General features: G+C 40.3%; 17 protein-coding genes, 1 rRNA gene and 1 riboswitch. All 18 genes read left to right on the plus strand.

Annotation, left to right across the window (positions count from 1 at the left end):
• Window positions 1–195 precede the first annotated feature (195 nt).
• The 18 genes from rrf to pcrB all read left to right on the plus strand — a co-directional run bounded on the left by rrf (window position 196) and on the right by pcrB (window position 17723).
• Window positions 196–311 (plus strand): 5S ribosomal RNA (gene rrf, locus KHA97_RS19630).
• Window positions 312–876: 565 nt separating this feature from the next.
• The gene (locus KHA97_RS19635) at window positions 877–1356 is read left to right on the plus strand and encodes a C40 family peptidase (protein WP_233713682.1); all 480 of its coding nucleotides are present in this window, start codon (window positions 877–879) and stop codon (window positions 1354–1356) included.
• A 263-nt stretch (window positions 1357–1619) separates the two neighbouring features.
• Entirely contained in the window at window positions 1620–2153 is a 534-nt protein-coding gene (locus KHA97_RS19640) for a DUF2179 domain-containing protein (protein WP_213126495.1), read from the plus strand.
• Between the two features lies 1 nt (window position 2154).
• Window positions 2155–2343 carry an NETI motif-containing protein gene (locus KHA97_RS19645; RefSeq protein WP_213126496.1) on the plus strand — a complete coding sequence of 63 codons (189 nt, stop codon included), beginning with the start codon at window positions 2155–2157 and terminating at the stop codon, window positions 2341–2343.
• Between the two features lie 72 nt (window positions 2344–2415).
• A riboswitch (purine riboswitch) is annotated at window positions 2416–2516 on the plus strand.
• Between the two features lie 110 nt (window positions 2517–2626).
• Window positions 2627–3115: a 5-(carboxyamino)imidazole ribonucleotide mutase gene (gene purE / locus KHA97_RS19650; RefSeq protein ID WP_213126497.1), complete on the plus strand. Its 489-nt coding sequence runs from the start codon at window positions 2627–2629 to the stop codon at window positions 3113–3115.
• Window positions 3108–4247 carry a 5-(carboxyamino)imidazole ribonucleotide synthase gene (gene purK, locus KHA97_RS19655; RefSeq protein WP_213126498.1) on the plus strand — a complete coding sequence of 380 codons (1140 nt, stop codon included), beginning with the start codon at window positions 3108–3110 and terminating at the stop codon, window positions 4245–4247. The genes purE and purK overlap by 8 nt, the downstream gene beginning before the upstream one ends.
• The gene (gene purS, locus KHA97_RS19660; protein WP_213126499.1) at window positions 4240–4494 is read left to right on the plus strand and encodes a phosphoribosylformylglycinamidine synthase subunit PurS; all 255 of its coding nucleotides are present in this window, start codon (window positions 4240–4242) and stop codon (window positions 4492–4494) included. The genes purK and purS overlap by 8 nt, the downstream gene beginning before the upstream one ends.
• On the plus strand, window positions 4491–5174 hold the full coding sequence (gene purQ, locus KHA97_RS19665) for a phosphoribosylformylglycinamidine synthase subunit PurQ (RefSeq protein ID WP_213126500.1): 684 nt from the start codon (window positions 4491–4493) through the stop codon (window positions 5172–5174). Before purS ends, purQ begins: the two co-directional genes overlap by 4 nt.
• The gene (gene purL, locus KHA97_RS19670) at window positions 5158–7389 is read left to right on the plus strand and encodes a phosphoribosylformylglycinamidine synthase subunit PurL (protein WP_213126501.1); all 2232 of its coding nucleotides are present in this window, start codon (window positions 5158–5160) and stop codon (window positions 7387–7389) included. Before purQ ends, purL begins: the two co-directional genes overlap by 17 nt.
• Window positions 7365–8789: an amidophosphoribosyltransferase gene (purF, locus tag KHA97_RS19675; protein WP_213126502.1), complete on the plus strand. Its 1425-nt coding sequence runs from the start codon at window positions 7365–7367 to the stop codon at window positions 8787–8789. Before purL ends, purF begins: the two co-directional genes overlap by 25 nt.
• Before the next feature lie 181 nt (window positions 8790–8970).
• A complete protein-coding gene (purM, locus tag KHA97_RS19680) occupies window positions 8971–10014 on the plus strand; it encodes a phosphoribosylformylglycinamidine cyclo-ligase (protein ID WP_213126503.1) in 1044 nt (347 codons plus the stop codon).
• The gene (gene purN, locus KHA97_RS19685) at window positions 10011–10583 is read left to right on the plus strand and encodes a phosphoribosylglycinamide formyltransferase (protein ID WP_213126504.1); all 573 of its coding nucleotides are present in this window, start codon (window positions 10011–10013) and stop codon (window positions 10581–10583) included. Before purM ends, purN begins: the two co-directional genes overlap by 4 nt.
• A gap of 13 nt (window positions 10584–10596) precedes the next feature.
• Complete coding sequence (purH, locus tag KHA97_RS19690; protein ID WP_213126505.1) at window positions 10597–12129, plus strand: bifunctional phosphoribosylaminoimidazolecarboxamide formyltransferase/IMP cyclohydrolase; 1533 nt, start codon at window positions 10597–10599, stop codon at window positions 12127–12129.
• Window positions 12130–12198: 69 nt separating this feature from the next.
• A complete protein-coding gene (gene purD / locus KHA97_RS19695) occupies window positions 12199–13458 on the plus strand; it encodes a phosphoribosylamine--glycine ligase (protein ID WP_213126506.1) in 1260 nt (419 codons plus the stop codon).
• Window positions 13459–13620: 162 nt separating this feature from the next.
• Window positions 13621–15363, plus strand: a complete 1743-nt coding sequence (locus tag KHA97_RS19700) for an adenine deaminase C-terminal domain-containing protein (RefSeq protein ID WP_213126507.1) — start codon at window positions 13621–13623, stop codon at window positions 15361–15363.
• Window positions 15364–15396: 33 nt separating this feature from the next.
• Window positions 15397–16443, plus strand: coding sequence for a DUF3048 domain-containing protein (locus KHA97_RS19705; protein ID WP_456076868.1), 1047 nt, complete (start codon window positions 15397–15399; stop codon window positions 16441–16443).
• Between the two features lie 84 nt (window positions 16444–16527).
• Entirely contained in the window at window positions 16528–16827 is a 300-nt protein-coding gene (locus KHA97_RS19710; RefSeq protein WP_213126508.1) for a YerC/YecD family TrpR-related protein, read from the plus strand.
• Window positions 16828–17045: 218 nt separating this feature from the next.
• Window positions 17046–17723: a heptaprenylglyceryl phosphate synthase gene (gene pcrB / locus KHA97_RS19715; RefSeq protein WP_213126509.1), complete on the plus strand. Its 678-nt coding sequence runs from the start codon at window positions 17046–17048 to the stop codon at window positions 17721–17723.
• The last annotated feature ends 10 nt before the right edge of the window (window positions 17724–17733 follow it).

The raw sequence follows: 17733 nt of genomic DNA on the forward strand, positions 1-17733 counted from the left end.
AAGCCCCCCTCAAGATGAGATTTCCCATCGCGCAAGCGAGTAAGATCCCTGAAAGATGATCAGGTTGATAGGTCCGGTGTGGAAGTGTGGCGACACATGGAGCTGACGGATACTAATCGATCGAGGACTTAATCAAATACGGTTTGTTTTCTCTATATCTGGTTTTGAAGGAATGAATCCTTCACAACATACTTGTCTGGTGACGATGGCGAAGAGGTCACACCCGTTCCCATCCCGAACACGGAAGTTAAGCTCTTCAGCGCCGATGGTAGTAAGGGGCTTCCCCTTGCAAGAGCAGGACGTTGCCAGGCAGCCAAGGACATCCAAAAAGTTGGATGTCCTTTTTTTTTATATACCGTAGGTATAGAAGAAAAGAAACAAACACAAGGTAAGCGAGGATCAGGAGGACCAAGAAGATCGAGGAATCAAGGGAGAGAGACTCGGAATGGGCTATGCCCATGAGAATCGAACGAGCGCGGATGACGAAGAGATTCGCCGGTCATCCTGATCCGCAGCACGAACGCGGAAGTTAAGCTCGCGCGCCGATGGTAGTAAGGGGCTTCTCTTTGCAAGAGCAGGACGTTGCAAGGCAATCAAAGACATTCTCAAAATGAGAGTGTCTTTTTTGTTTTTAACTAATAAATACCGAAGGTACAAAAGAAAAGAGAGGGATCAAGGGAGACTCGGAATGGGCTATGACCATGAGACCAAACCTGTAGATTCCACAGCTTTTCAACTGGCACCCAGACCACTTATGGCACCTAGACTCTTAACCTTTATGTAACTATTTTTAACCAATAAGAAACCAATGCTTTCTTTAAATTGTTTATGATGTCATTAGAAAGAAAAACAATATAAAAGAAAGAGGGATTTGTAATGGAAATGGGGATCTCAGTAAGAAAATCAACATGGGTGATCGCAGTGGTCACAGCACTAGCACTACTATTTTCATCTTTGTTTAGCTTGAATGCGGATGCGGCAGCACAAACAAAAGGGGATAAGGTTGCGGCATATGCTCAGACGTTGAAAGGGAAGCCGTATAAGTGGGGTGGAACGACAACTAAAGGATTCGATGCTTCTGGCTTTACACAATATGTGTATGCGAAAAGTGTAAAAGCCAATTTACCGCGTACAAGTGCTGATCAATTTAAAAAAGGGAAAAGCGTTAATTTGAAGGATTTAAAGCCGGGGGATTTAGTGTTCTACAAAACTGACGGAAAATCTGTTTCATTTGTCGGCATTTATGTAGGGAAGCAACAATTCATTGGGGCTACATCTAATGGTGTTAAGGTCCAATCGATGAATCTTACTTACTGGAAGTCAAAATATGTAGGGGCAAAAAGAATCGTAAACTAAAACCACTTTTGTACAGGAGAGTCTATCATGAAATGGGCAAAAATTAAGGAGTTCATTCACTTTCTGATCTATATACTTGTAGCTGTGTCTCTTTTCGGGATAATCACTCTCCTGGTTGTCTTCATGTTTATCCAATCTTAATCTTCGTAGCAAATTGTCTACGGAGATTTTTTTGTTTTCAAAAAGGAATTTTCCCTAAAATTGTATGTTATCTCCTACTTAAGGGTAAATGGATAAATAGAACATTTAATGGGGGAAGATTCATGTTAGGAAACAGTATTATTATGGTCGCCATTATATTAACGATTAACATCGTATATGTTTCGTTTTTTACGATTAGGATGATCTTAACCTTAAAAGGATATAGGTATATTGCCGCTTTTCTAAGTATGATTGAAGTAATTATATATGTTGTTGGTCTCGGTCTTGTCCTTGATAATCTTAATCAAATTCAAAATTTAATAGCTTACGCTGTTGGTTATGGAATTGGTGTTATCGTAGGGACAAAAATTGAGGAAAAGATGGCTCTTGGTTATATAATGGTTAATGTGATTACAAAGGAATATGATCGTGATCTTCCAAAATTATTGAGAAATGAAGGATATGGAGTGACAAGTTGGGCAGCGCAAGGTTTGGAAGGTGATCGAATGGCGCTTGAAGTGTTGACTTCAAGAAAAATGGAGCTAAAGTTGTATCAAAAAATAAAGGAACTCGACCCAAAAGCATTTATTATCGCATACGAGCCTAAAACCATTTATGGAGGGTTCTGGGTGAAAGCTGTGAAGAAGGGAAAGTAGGATGAAAAAAGAATTTGAAGTGATGGAAAATGAAACAATTGGTGATTGTTTAAAACGGATGGAACAAGAGGGGTATAAGGTTATTAAGAGGACGGAAAAACCAATTTTTAAAGAGGAAACTCATAAGGGGAAAACAAATTACATACCAATATCACGAAAAATAATATTCCAAGGAGTAAAAGAGTCCTAAAACCGAACATTCGGATTTGATGGATATTTAATGTTCGATTTTTGATTGACTCGCATTCTTTTCTTTGTTAAGATTAAATTGTAATAAAAGCCTCGTATATCATGGGAATATGGCCCATAAGTCTCTACCCGATTACCGAAAATAATTGGACTATGAGGAAAGTGGAATTTGGGAAGCATTTGATGTGCTTTTTTCAAATGCGTTTTTAAACCCGGATGAACTGCTTTCTTTTTCAGAAAAGCAGTTTATCCGGGTTTTTTATTTTATAGACGGAGGGATTTACATGAACACCGAAGTCGGAATTATTATGGGAAGTACGTCCGATTGGGAAACGATGAAACACGCTTGTGACATTTTGGATGAATTGCAAATTCCTTATGAAAAGAAAGTAGTGTCAGCCCATCGGACGCCAGATTTAATGTTTGAATACGCAGAGTCCGCAAAAGAACGTGGATTAAAAGTTATTATTGCTGGTGCGGGAGGTGCAGCGCATCTACCTGGCATGGTAGCTGCTAAAACCATTCTTCCAGTTATTGGAGTTCCAGTTGAATCGAAAACACTAAAAGGACTAGATTCGTTATTATCCATCGTGCAAATGCCAGGTGGGGTGCCGGTTGCAACGGTTGCGATTGGGAAAGCTGGAGCTATCAATGCTGGATTGCTTGCCGCTCAAATTATCGGTATTGAAAATAGTGCGGTTGCTGAGCGCCTAGAAAAAAGAAGATCTGATTTAAAAGAAAAAGTATTGGAAAGCAGTGATCAGCTTGTCTGAAAAGTTTATTAAACCTGGGCAAACGATTGGAATCATTGGCGGTGGTCAACTGGGCCAAATGATGACTTTTTCAGCAAAGGAAGCCGGTTTTCGAGTTGTTGTATTGGAGCCGACTCCTGATTCACCAGCCGGACAAGTCGCGGATGAGCAAATTGTAGCAGAATACGATGATCGGGATGCGCTTTTGCAATTAGCTGAGAAAAGCGATGTTGTTACATATGAATTTGAAAATATTGATTATGAAGCATTGGATTGGCTTTTGGATAAAGTTCATATTCCACAAGGTGCAGAATTGATTAAAATCACACAAGATCGGATTTTGGAAAAGCAAGCTTTGACGGAAGCTGGTGTTGAAGTTGCTCCGTATGCTGTGATTAATAGTCTAGAAGATTTAGAGGATGGAGTTAGAAGAATCGGCATTCCATCCGTTTTGAAAACAACGCGTGGCGGCTACGATGGCAAAGGTCAATATGTATTAAAAAGTGAGCAGGATCTAGAAGCAGCTGCGAAGCTTTTAAAGAGTGGACCGTGCGTCCTTGAGGCATGGATCCCTTTTGAAAAAGAAATATCTGTTGTAATGACGAGAAGCACGTCTGGGGAATTGAGTTATTTTCCAGTAGGCGAAAATATTCATGTGAATAATATTTTGCATCAAACCATTGTTCCTGCACGAATATCAGACAAAGTAGAAAAGAACGTGTCGGAATTGGCGTATAAAATTGCCGATTATCTCAATCTTGTCGGGACATTGGCGGTTGAACTCTTTTTAACAGAAGATGAAAAAATTTACGTGAATGAACTAGCGCCAAGACCTCATAATTCCGGTCATTATACGATTGAAGCTTGTAATATATCGCAGTTTGATCAGCATATACGTGCAGTTTGTGGATGGCCGCTTCAAAAGGTGAAGCTTTTACAAAAATCAGTAATGGTTAATGTTTTAGGACAGCATGTCAATGCGGTAATCGATGAGATTCCCCAACGCCCTGATTGGTACATTCATTTTTATGGAAAAGAAGAAGCAAAGCATAATCGTAAAATGGGGCATGTGACTGTACTGACAGAAAATATAGAGGAAGCTTTGAAAGAACTAAACCAAACTAGAATCTGGAGGAGACATGATGATGTATAAGGTAAAAGTATTTGTAACGTTGAAGGAAAGTGTAATTGATCCACAAGGTTCAGCAGCGAGTAAAGCTTTACAAAAGCTAGATTTCCCTGAAGTTCAAGAAGTGAGATTTGGGAAATATATTGAGCTGAAGCTTGAAAAAACAGATAGAAACATTGAAGAAACGGTGCACAATATTTGTAAAGGACTCCTCGTCAACAAAGAGGTTGAGGATTATCGCTTTGAAATTGAGGAGGTTGTGGCACAGTGAAATTTGCTGTCCTCGTTTTCCCAGGAACAAGCTGTGAAGTCGATACGTATGACGTCATCAAAAATAAATTGAATGAAGAAGTGGAATATGTGAGCCACTTAAATGAAAGTTTGGACGAATTTGATTGTGTTGTCATTCCAGGAGGAGCGTCCTACGGTGATGCGGTTCGTCCAGGAGCGATTGCCAATTTGCAGCCGGTTATGAAAGCTGTGAAAAATGCCGCTGAAGCTGGAAAATTAGTTCTCGGAATCGGAAACGGTTTTCAAATTTTATTAGAAGCAGGTATGTTGCCAGGCACAATGCTAAAAAACATCAATCTAAAGTTTGTTTGCAAACCTACACAACTTAAAGTGGAAAATAACGACACAGCTTATACTTCTGCTTATGAAAAAGGGGAGCAACTGAATATTCCAATTGCTCACGGAAAAGGGAACTATTATTGTGATGAAGCTACCCTTGCCAACTTAAAAGAGAACAATCAAATTATTTTTACTTATACATCAAATCCAAATGGAAGCATTGAAAACATTGCAGGCATTACAAATAAACAAGGAAATGTTCTTGGGATCATGCCTCATCCAGAACGAGCAGTAGATTCATTGTTTGGTAGTGAAGATGGTCTTAAAATCTTTCAATCGATTGTAAGAAACTGGAGGGAATCACATGCAACAAACGCTTGAGCCAAATCCAACACAAATTAAAGAACAAAAATTGTATCGTGAAATGGGTTTGACGGATGAAGAATTTGCCCTAGCGGAAAAAATGCTCGGCAGAACACCGAATTATACGGAAACAGGTCTCTTTTCCGTTATGTGGTCAGAGCATTGCAGTTATAAAAATTCCAAACCAGTTTTGAAAAAATTTCCTACTAAAGGTGAGCAAGTTCTTCAAGGACCTGGTGAAGGTGCTGGAATCGTTGATATTGGCGACAATCAAGCTGTTGTTTTCAAAATCGAAAGCCATAACTCCCCGTCTGCGGTTGAACCATATGAAGGTGCAGCAACTGGCGTCGGCGGGATTATTCGTGACGTTTTTTCCATGGGCGCAAAGCCGATTGCTTCATTAAACTCCCTTCGTTTCGGTGAACTAGATACGCCTAGAGTACGTTATTTACTAGAGCAAGCAGTCTCCGGGATTGCTGATTATGGAAATGCGCTTGGAGTACCTACAGTTGGCGGAGAGATTCAATTTGATGATGCTTATAAAACCAATCCACTCGTTAATGCGATGGTTGTCGGATTGCTTGATCATGAACATATTCAAAAAGGCCAAGCAAAAGGTGTCGGCAATACGGTGATGTATGTTGGTTCTCCTACAGGTCGTGATGGAATTCATGGAGCTACTTTTTCATCAGTAGAATTGGCGGATGAAGAGGAAGAAAAAGAAAGAGCAGCGGTTCAGGCGGGTGATCCTTTTACGGAAAAAATGCTGATGGATGCTTGTTTGGAGCTCGTTAAATCTGATGCATTGATTGGGATTCAAGACATGGGCGCAGCTGGACTTACAAGTTCTTCCGCGGAGATGGCGAGTAAAGCCGGCTTCGGAGTGGAAATGAATCTTGATTTAATTCCACAACGAGAAGAAAATATGACTGCATACGAAATGATGCTTTCAGAATCTCAGGAAAGAATGCTCATCGTTGTAAAAAAAGGACGTGAGCAGGAAGTCATTGATCTCTTTGAAAAATATGATCAAGAGGCCGTTTCTGTTGGTCATGTAACAGATGATAAAATGCTTCGTTTGCTTCATAAAGGTGAAGTAGTTGCAGAAGTTCCTGCAGATGCGTTAGCAGAAGATGCACCAGTTTATCATAAGCCATCTGAAGAACCAGCATATTACCGCGAATTCCAAGCGATGGAGCAAGAAATTCCTGAAGTGTCTGATTACAACGAGACATTGCTAAAACTTTTACAACAACCAACGATTGCGAGCAAAGAATGGGTGTACAGTCAATTCGACCAGCATGTAGGAGCGAATACGGTTGTCAGTCCTGGTTCGGATGCAGCGGTTGTCAGAATAAGCGGAACGAATAAAGCGATCGCGATTACAACGGATTGTAATTCAAGATATATCTACTTAGATCCTGAAGTAGGCGGAAAAATTGCTGTAGCAGAAGCGGCAAGAAACGTTGTTTGTTCAGGTGCAAAACCGCTTGCGATTACAGATGGCTTAAACTTCGGTAGCCCTGAGAAACCAGACATTTTCTGGCAAATTGAAAAATCAGCCGCAGGCATTAGTGAAGCTTGTATCGCTCTTGAAAGTCCGGTTATCGGCGGGAACGTATCGCTTTTCAATGAAAAAGGCGGAAAAGCGATTTATCCAACACCCATTATCGGGATGGTCGGCTTGATTGAAGATTTATCTTTTATTACTACTCAAAACTTTAAATCAGCAGGAGACCTTATTTATCTAGTCGGTGAAGCGACAGATGAGTTCGGCGGAAGCGAGCTGCAGAAGATGGTTAACGGCAAAATTTTCGGTAAAGCGCCTACTATTGATTTAGACATAGAAGTAAAAAGACAAAAACAAATTCTTGAAGCGATCCGAAGTGGATATGTTGCCTCTGCTCATGATGTTTCCGAAGGCGGAGCTGCAGTTGCCATTGCAGAATCACTGTTTGGAACGGATGGACTTGGCGCGGACGTAAAACTTGTAGGAAATGAAACGGCAGCATTATTTGCTGAAACGCAATCCCGTTTTGTTTTATCTATTAAAAAGGAACATCAAGAAGCATTCGAACAAGTAGTGGAAGCTGCTGCATTGATCGGAGAAGTAACAGATAAAGGGCAATTAGTCATTGAAGGTTCAGAAAAACAATTGATATCTTCTGAAGTCAAGGCGTTGGAAGATGTTTGGAAAGGAGCCATTCCATGTTTGCTGACATTAAAGGGCTAAACGAGGAATGCGGCGTTTTCGGAATATGGGGTCACCCGGATGCTGCTAAAATTACTTACTACGGTTTGCACAGTCTGCAGCATCGAGGGCAAGAAGGTGCTGGAATTGTTGTAACGGATGGTCATCGCCTTAAAGGCATTCGCGGAGAAGGACTTGTCAATGATGTTTTTAATGAAAAGAAGCTTGAAAGCCTTCCGGGAAAAAGTGCTATTGGTCATGTACGTTACGGGGGAGCTGGAAAAGGTGGCTTGGAGAATGTCCAGCCCCTTCTGTTCCACTCACAAAGTGGAAGCCTGGCGCTCGCGCAAAATGGAAATTTAATCAATGCGAATGATTTAAAACATCAACTCGAAATGCAAGGAAGTATTTTTCAAACGACTTCTGATACAGAAGTTTTAGCACATTTAATCAAAAGAAGCGGCTATCTTACTATAAAGGATAAAATGAAAAATGCTTTATCCTTAGTAAAAGGTGCTTATGCACTTATTCTTCTGACTGAAACGGAATTAATGATTGCTTTGGATCCTAAAGGGATGCGCCCGCTATCGATTGGAAGAATTGGAGATGCTTACTGTGTATCATCGGAAACTTGCGCCTATGATCTCATAGGTGCAGAGTTTGTGCGCGATGTGGAGCCTGGCGAACTCATTATCATTAATGATAAAGGGTTGCATGCTGAACAGTTTACACTTTCTTCATCAAGTGCGATGTGTACGATGGAATATGTATATTTTTCTCGTCCAGACAGCGATATTCAAGGAATCAATATTCATACAGCAAGGAAAAATCTTGGGAAAGTTTTAGCTCGGGAAGCTCAAATCGAAGGCGATGTCGTAACAGGAGTGCCTGATTCAAGTATATCTGCTGCGATTGGTTTTGCGGAAACAGCTGGAATTCCGTATGAAATGGGCTTAATTAAAAATCGTTATATTGGCAGAACGTTTATTAAACCTTCTCAGGAATTACGTGAACGCGGCGTTAAAATGAAGCTTTCCCCTGTACGAAAAGTCGTAGAAGGCAAGCGTGTAATCATGGTCGATGATTCGATCGTTCGTGGTACAACTTGTAAAAGGATTGTCCGCATGCTGAAAGAAGCAGGTGCAAAAGAAGTGCATGTATGCATCAGCTCACCACCGATGAAAAACCCTTGCTTTTACGGAATTGATACGTCAACACACGAGGAATTGATCGCGTCTGTTCATAGCGTCGAGGAAATTCGTGAAATCATTGGAGCAGATTCTCTTACATTTTTAAGTGTGGAAGGAATGCTGGAAGCAATCGGGCGGAAAGGGTATGGAAAAAATTGCGGTCAATGTCTTGCATGCTTTACAGGAGAATATCCTACGGAAATTTATCCTGATACATTATTGCCGCATGAAAAGGAATTGAATAGCTACTGAGAAAAGCGGAAGCGTCTGTCCATCGACGTACAAACTTCAGTCCCTCTACTGAGATAAAGGAAACACGATGAGTCCGTTAGGACGAATCAATGTTGACTTATCGTAGGGAAGAGGGCAGGAAGTTTGCTAGTCGATAGGCGCTGGAGCTAGACAATGAAAATATCATTAGGAGGCGGGCGGGATGGCTAATGCCTACCAAAAGGCCGGAGTTAATATAGAAGCAGGGTATGAAGCGGTTGAGAAAATAAAAAAGCATACGAAAAGAACGGTGCGCGCTGGAGTTATGGGGCAACTTGGCGGTTTCGGCGGTGTTTTCGATTTATCGGAATTGAATTTAAAAGAGCCGGTTCTCGTTTCGGGAACGGATGGTGTAGGGACAAAGCTGAAACTAGCTTTTATGATGGAACGCCATGATACTATAGGAATTGACTGTGTAGCGATGTGTGTAAATGACATCGTAGTTCAAGGAGCAGAACCTATTTATTTTCTGGACTATGTTGCACTAGGAAAAGCAGTTCCTGATAAAATCGAACAAATTGTAAGTGGAATCGCGGACGGATGCGAGCAAGCAGGCTGTGCGCTAATCGGCGGCGAAACGGCAGAAATGCCAGGACTTTATGAAGTAGATGAATATGATCTTGCAGGATTTGCAGTAGGGGCTTGTGAAAAATCGCAAATCATTACGGGTGAGCATGTTCAAGAAGGTGATGTACTTATTGGCCTAGCTTCAAGCGGAATTCACAGCAATGGCTATTCGTTAGTTCGTAAAATCTTTTTAGAAGAGAATGGGTTTTCACTTGATGAACAACTTCCTGAACTGTCCGTTAGTCTTGGTGACGAATTATTAAAGCCAACAAAAATTTACGTTAAGTCCATTTTAGCAGCTTTGCGAGAATTCGAAATAAAAGGAATGTCTCATATTACGGGTGGCGGATTTATTGAAAATATTCCAAGAATGCTCCCTGAAGGCTTCGGAGTCGTCATTGAAAAAGGAGCATGGCCCGTTTTACCGATTTTCCAAGCCCTTGAAAAGTATGGACAACTGGATGAGAACGAAATGTACAATATTTTCAATATGGGAATTGGTTTTGTGGTAGCTGTTCGCCCTGATGATGCTGAGGCTGTTATTCGTTTCTTTGTGGAACATGGTGAAAAAGCTTATAAAATTGGTTCTGTAGTTGAAGATGAGGGAGTTACATTCGTGAATGCGGGGAAAATAAAGTGAAAAAAATAGCAATCTTTGCTTCAGGTACAGGAAGCAATTTTCAAGCCATCATTGATGCGGTTAAAGCGGGGTGCCTTCATTTGGAAGTCGCCTTGCTTGTTTGTGATAAGCCGGGGGCTCTAGTTATAGATAAAGCAGAAAACGAGAATATTAAAACCTTCGTATTTAATCCGAAGGAATTTGAAAATAAAGCAAGTTTTGAGCAAGAAATCATCAGTGTTTTACAAGAAAACGATGTGGATTTCATTGTACTTGCTGGCTATATGAGATTAATCGGAACAACATTGCTTGCTGCTTTTAAAAATAAAATCGTTAATATTCATCCCTCTTTGCTTCCAACATTTCCAGGTAAAGATGCCATCGGCCAAGCGTTTCGCGCGGGCGTGAAAATCACAGGAGTCACGATTCATTATGTAGACGAAGGAATGGATACGGGTCCGATCATAGCACAAAAAGCATTAGAACTTTCGGGTGAGGAATCACTTGCAGAAGTAGAACAGAAGATTCACAAAATAGAACATGGATTTTATCCGGAAGTTTTGCAAAAATACTTCGGTGAAAAAAATTGAGGAGGACAGGTTTATGAAAAGAGCCCTAATCAGCGTATCAGACAAAACAGGTGTAGTTGACTTTTCAAAAGCGCTTGTTGAGCTTGGATTTGAATTGTTATCAACAGGAGGAACGAAGAAGACGCTTGAAGACAACGGTGTGCCTGTTACAGGTGTGGACGAAATTACTGGATTTCCTGAAATATTGGAAGGCAGGGTAAAAACGCTTCACCCAATGATTCACGGAGGATTACTTGCGAAAAGAAATTCTGATGACCATATGAAACAACTTGATGAGCAAGGCATTCAGCCGATTGATGTAGTTTGCGTAAATTTATATCCTTTCCAACAGACGATTGCAAAACCTGATGTGACACCAGAGGATGCAATTGAAAATATCGATATTGGCGGTCCTTCAATGCTTCGTGCAGCTGCAAAAAACCACGAAGATCTTGCTGTAGTTGTCGATGCAGCCGACTATGAAACTGTTCTATCCGAACTTCGCGAAAATGGTGAAGTATCAAAAACAACAAAAAGAAAGCTTGCTGCTAAAGTGTTCCGCCACACGGCTGCTTATGACGCGCAAATTGCGGAATATATGACGGAGCTTGCAGGTGAAGAACAACCTGAACGTGTTACATTTACATATGAATTGAAACAACATTTGCGCTATGGGGAGAATCCACATCAAAAAGCTGCTTTTTATAAAAAACCACTAGGATCAGCTTTTTCAATCGCAAATGCAAAGCAGCTTCATGGGAAGGAATTATCCTACAATAATATTCACGATGCAGACGCAGCTTTACAGCTCGTGAAGGATTTTGACGAGCCGGCAGCTGTTGCGGTAAAGCATATGAACCCTTGTGGAGCAGGTATTGGAACATCTTCTTCTGAAGCATTTAAGAAAGCGTACGAAGCAGATCCTACATCGATTTTTGGCGGAATTGTCGCTTTTAATAGGGAGGTAGATGGCAAAACGGCTCGCCAGTTGCATGAAATTTTTCTAGAAATCATTATTGCCCCATCATTTACAGAGGAAGCGTTGGACATTTTAACGAGCAAGAAAAATATTCGTTTATTGACGATTCCGTTTGAAGGCGCACAAAAACAAGAAAAAATGCTTACTTCCGTAGAGGGCGGATTGCTTGTGCAGGATCAAGATTCCTTCACATACGATGACGCACAAATTACGGTTGCAACGAAACGTAAACCTACAGATGAAGAATTAGCGGCATTAAAATTAGCGTGGAAAGTTGTAAAACATGTAAAATCCAATGCGATTGTTGTAGCAGGTAACGATATGACGCTTGGTGTTGGAGCTGGTCAAATGAACAGAGTCGGAGCAGCAAAAATAGCTCTTGAACAAGCTGGAGAACGAGCAAAAGGAGCAGTCCTTGCTTCAGACGCCTTCTTCCCAATGAGCGACACAGTAGAAGAAGCAGCTCGGGCAGGCATTACAGCCATCATCCAACCAGGCGGATCAATTCGTGACGAAGAATCAATTAAAGCTTGCGATGAACACGGCATCGCCATGATATTCACGGGCGTACGCCACTTCAAACATTAAAAGGGGGACAGTCTCATTGGGGACAGCTCTAAAGGGGACAGGTTCAATATAATAATGGGCGGTGATTTTTTGAAGGTGTTGGTTGTGGGCGGAGGCGGTCGTGAGCATGCCCTTTGTAAAAAAGTGAAAGAGAGTAAACTTGTAAGCGAAGTTTATTGCGCACCTGGAAATGCTGGTATCGGGGAAGATGCCATTCTAGTTCCGATTAAAGAAACGGATTTTTCAAATCTAATTCAATTTGCGAAAGATAATAAGATTGATTTAACGATTGTAGGACCAGAAGTTCCTCTTGCGGCAGGAATCGTGGACGAATTTGAAACGGCCGGTTTGAAAATTTTTGGCCCGCAGAAAAATGCTGCCATTATTGAAGGAAGTAAATCGTTCGCAAAAGAATTGATGAAAAAATATAATATTCCAACTGCAGAATATGAGAGTTTCCATTCTTATGAAGATGCAAAAGCGTATATTGAAAAAAAGGGAGCGCCTATTGTCATTAAGGCTGACGGGCTTGCAGCCGGAAAGGGTGTTGTCGTTGCGATGACACTTGAAGAAGCAGATGAAGCGTTAAAGGATATGCTCCTTGATGCAAGATTCGGAGAATCATCTGCTATGGTTGTAATTGAAGAGTTCCTTGAAGGCGAAGAATTTTCACTAATGGCTTTTGTAAATGGAGAAAAGGTTTTTCCAATGGTCATTGCCCAAGATCACAAGCGTGCCTTTGATGGTGATAAAGGTCCAAATACAGGTGGGATGGGTGCGTATTCTCCTGTTCCATTTATTTCCGAGTCTGAAGTGGAACGCGCAGTTGCAGAAATTCTACATCCGACGGCTAAAGCGATGATGCTTGAAAATCGTCCTTTTACCGGTATTTTATATGCTGGATTAATCCAGACAAAACAAGGTCCGAGAGTAATCGAATTTAATGCTCGATTTGGAGATCCAGAAACTCAAGTCGTATTAGCGAGACTTGAAAGTGATCTAGTCCAGTTGCTGAATGATTTGCTAGACGGAAAAGAACCCGAAATTCAATGGTCAGATGAAGCCGTCGTTGGCGTTGTTTTAGCAGCTGATGGTTATCCTGGAGATTATAAAAAAGGTATTCCATTGCCAGCCTTTTCTTCTGATGCTCCTAACGTATCCTTTTTTCACGCAGGAACGAGCCGTCAAGAAGATGAAGGTCCTTACCTATCAAATGGCGGAAGATTGCTGCTTGCATCTGCAAAAGCAGATACCATTCAAAAAGCCGTAGAAAAAGTCTATCAAGAAATGAAACAACTAAACCATCAAGAATTTTTCTATCGGAAAGACATCGCACATAAAGCCCTTTAATATTTAGTGGGGACGGGTTCATTTGAACCCGTCCCCATTTAGCCTGTCCCCAATTTCTCTTCACAAATTGTTAATATTTTTCTGTAGAACTTTACTGCGTTAAAATGAATAGTATGTTAGAATAGTATTGTGTTGAAAGTTATGCTCCCAGGAGGATTGGGTATGTGGAATCAACGATATCGCTGGAAAAATAGACAGATACGGGAACAGGTTTCTGTTATTGATGGGCGAAAGTCGCCTACTCTTTTATTAAAAAATGCCCGTTTCCTACATTCAATTTTAAAGAAATGGATTATTTCTAATATATGGATTTACCAAGATCGAATTATTTATATTGGTGAAGAGCTGCCAAAAAGAGTGGAAAACTGTGAAGTAATTGATTGCTCTGGTTTAACGCTAGTACCTGGTTATATAGAGCCACACGTCCATCCGTTTCAACTCTATAATCCCCAATCATTCGCTCGTTTTGCATCTCAAACTGGCACAACGACGTTGATATGTGACAACCTATTCTTTTTTCTTCATTTAAGTAAAAAGAAAGCGTTTTCACTTCTAAATGAACTGAATGAATCACCAGTTTCGATGTATTGGTGGGGACGTTTTGACTCGCAAACAGAGATGAGCGAAGAGGAAACGATCTTTACGAATAGTGAGATTAAATCTTGGCTTGAACATGAAGCTGTAGTTCAGGGAGGAGAATTAACAGGGTGGCCTAAGCTTCTGGCTGGTGACGATTTAATGCTGCATTGGATTCAAGAAACGAAGCGTCTCGGCAAAAAAGTGGAAGGGCATTTCCCGGGTGCGTCCGAAAAAACGTTAGCAAAAATGAAACTTTTCGGTGTGGATGGAGATCACGAATCGATGACTGGAGCGGATGTATACAAACGACTTATGCATGGGTTAACCGTTGCCCTTAGACATTCCTCCATAAGACCAGATTTGGATGTCATGTTAAAAGAAATGAATGAATTAGGGCTTGATCAGTATGATTCGCTTGTTTTTACAACTGACGGTTCTACGCCTTCCTTTTATAAAAAAGGGATTATGGATATGATGATTGACATGGCGATTAAAAATGGAGTTCCCGTTGTCGACGCTTATCATATGGCTTCCTATAATGTTGCACGCCATTACAATATGACTCACCATCACGGAATGATAGCAACAGGCAGGGTCGCAAATATTAATTTCCTTTCAGACGAAAAAGTACCGACTCCTATATCAGTTCTTGCCAAGGGTCAATGGATAAAAAGAGATGGCCAAAATTTAATAAATGATCCAGACATCAATTGGAAGAAATTTGGCTTCGAGCCACTTAAACTAGATTGGGATCTGCAATCTTCTGATTTGCAATTTTCCATGCCTTTTGGAATTGAAATGGTCAATGATGTTATTACAAAACCATATTCTGTTTCTCTCGACTTATCAATTGATTATCTGCCACAAAATCACGAAGAGAGTTATTTTGCATTATTAGATCGGAAAGGGAAATGGCGAATTAACACAATTGTCAAAGGATTCGTAAAAAGTGTAAGCGGTTTCGCATCTTCTTTTTCAAATACAGGAGATATTATTTTAATAGGTAAAATGAAAAAAGATATGATTCTCGCTTTTAAAAGAATGAAAGAAATAGGTGGGGGTATTGTCCTTGCAGAAAACGGCAAGATCATACATGAAATCCCATTAACGCTTACGGGAATAATGTCTGATCAATCGGTAGATGAATTAATTATTGCTGAAGAAAAATTAAAGGAACTACTATACGAAAGAGGATACTCATTCACGGATCCTATCTATTCTTTACTATTTTTCTCCGCAACTCACCTGCCCTATATTCGTGTAACGCAAAGCGGAATATATGATGTTATGAATAAAACTATACTATTTCCGACATTAATGCGTTAAAATGATAGAGTATAAAACGATGTAGGGGATGGAATAGTGAAACATAAATGGATAACAACCATATTTTTAATCACTGCAATTTTACTATTTTCAGCTTGTAGTAAAAAGGCTCCTGAGAAAGAAACGGAAAAGCCTGAAGTAAAAGAACCAAAGCAAACGGAACAGACAGAAGAAAAAACCGATAAATACCATTTTCCGCTGACAGGAATAGGAACTGACACGGAGCCTAATCAAAGAGCCGTTGCCGTAACGGTTAACAATCATCCTGAAGCACGTCCACAAACGGGACTTTCGAAAGCAGATATTGTGTTTGAACTGCTTGCTGAAGGGAATATTACAAGATTTGTTGCCATATTCCAAAGTGAAGCACCCGAAAACATTGGACCCGTCCGTAGTGCCCGTGAATATTTTATTGAACTTGCCGAGGGCTATAAAGCTCTTTTCATTGCACATGGTTATAGCCCAGAAGCGAAAAAAATACTTACATCTGGTGTCATCGACAATTTAAACGGGATGGTATACGACGGTACATTATTTAAGAGATCATCCGATCGAAAAGCACCTCATAATTCTTATATTACTTTTGAAAATATTGAAAAAGGTGCAGAGGATAACGGATTTTCAATGACAGGGCCTCCTGCTTCGATGAATTTTTACAAAGAAGATAAGCTTGAAAGCATTAATGGGAATGCCGCCGATCATATAAAGGTAGTGTATGGAAATGGTTCACAATTTACAGCCGATTATCAATATGACGTACAATCTGGTCAATATTCTCGTTTTTCCGATGGTGAACAAACAGTGGAATATCAAACAAGTGAACCTGTGTTAATGAACAATCTTCTAGTCATTGAAACTGAACATAAAGTTTTAGATTCTGCGGGAAGACGTTCTATTGATTTAACATCAGGCGGTAAAGCTTACTTGTTCCAAAAAGGAATTATGAAAGAAATTGAGTGGAGAAATACTGACGGTCAGATTCTTCCTTATGAGGATGGCCAACCCGCAAAACTAGTTCCCGGGAAACTCTGGGTCAATGTAGTTCCAAGCTTAAAAGATGTCTCGTTTGAAGCAAAATAAAAGCAATGGACGCCTTTTTATACGAACAACACAGTTACCTTGACTGTTCGTAAGTTGGAAACGCGTGAAAAAGGAGATAGATAGATGCAAATCGAAAAATTAAGAGGTCGAGAACTTGACCAATTATTTGAAGCTGTCCTGTCTTTAAAAAATGTTGAAGAATGCTATCGTTTCTTTGATGATTTATGTACGATTAATGAAATTCAAGCCTTATCGCAGCGATTAGAAGTAGCTAGAATGCTAAGAGAGGGAAAAACGTATCATAAAATTGAGACAGAAACAGGAGCGAGCACGGCCACGATTTCTCGTGTCAAACGTTGTCTTAACTACGGAAACGATACGTATGAAATGGTGCTTAATAGAATCAATAAAGAAAATGAATAGATAGATGAGAGCCTAGTATCTTGCAAAATAAAGATGCTGGGCTTTTCTTCTTTTAGCCTTTACGATGAGTATACTTATGTATCGTAATACTCGTGAACATAATAGCTAGAATGGATAAAAAGTAATAGCCAAAGAATTTTCTCTTTTTCTTCAGTGCCGCACTCTCCAAAATGCTATAATGTAGTATGGTATCGAAAATAATGGAGGATTTTAAGCATATGTACGATGTAAAGGAATGGCGCCATGCTTTTAAGCTGGACCCGAATAAAGAGATTTCAGATGAACAGCTTGAAAAATTATGTGAATCTGGAACGGACGCCATGATCGTTGGAGGCACAGATGAGGTAACATTAGAAAAAGTTCTTAATCTGATGGCTAGAATTAGAAGATATACGGTTCCATGCGTCCTCGAGGTGAGCAATCTTGATTCGATTACGCCGGGCTTTGATTTATACTTTATTCCATCTGTACTCAACAGCCGGGACATCCGTTGGCTTTCTGGCCTGCATCACGCAGCTGTAAAAGAATACGGAGAAATAATGGATTGGAATGAAATTCTAATTGAAGGCTATTGCATTTTAAATGATAATTGTAAAGCGGCCATACAAACAAATGCAAATACGAATATAGAACATGATGATGTCGTTGCGTATGCAATGATGGCGGAAAAAATGTTTCGTATGCCGATTTTTTATATGGAATACAGTGGCACTTACGGTGACCCCGAGCTTGTAAAAAAAGTGAAGCAACAGCTATCCGAAACTACCCTTTTTTATGGTGGAGGAATTAATACCGTACAACAAGCAAAAGAAATGGGACAGGTTGCTGATGTGATTATCGTAGGTAATGCCATTTATGAAAATTTTGACGAAGCATTGAAAACAGTTCACAACTAACGATATAATA

It is taken from the genome of Lederbergia citri, assembly GCF_018343625.1.
GTDB lineage: Bacteria > Bacillota > Bacilli > Bacillales > Bacillaceae_C > Lederbergia > Lederbergia citri.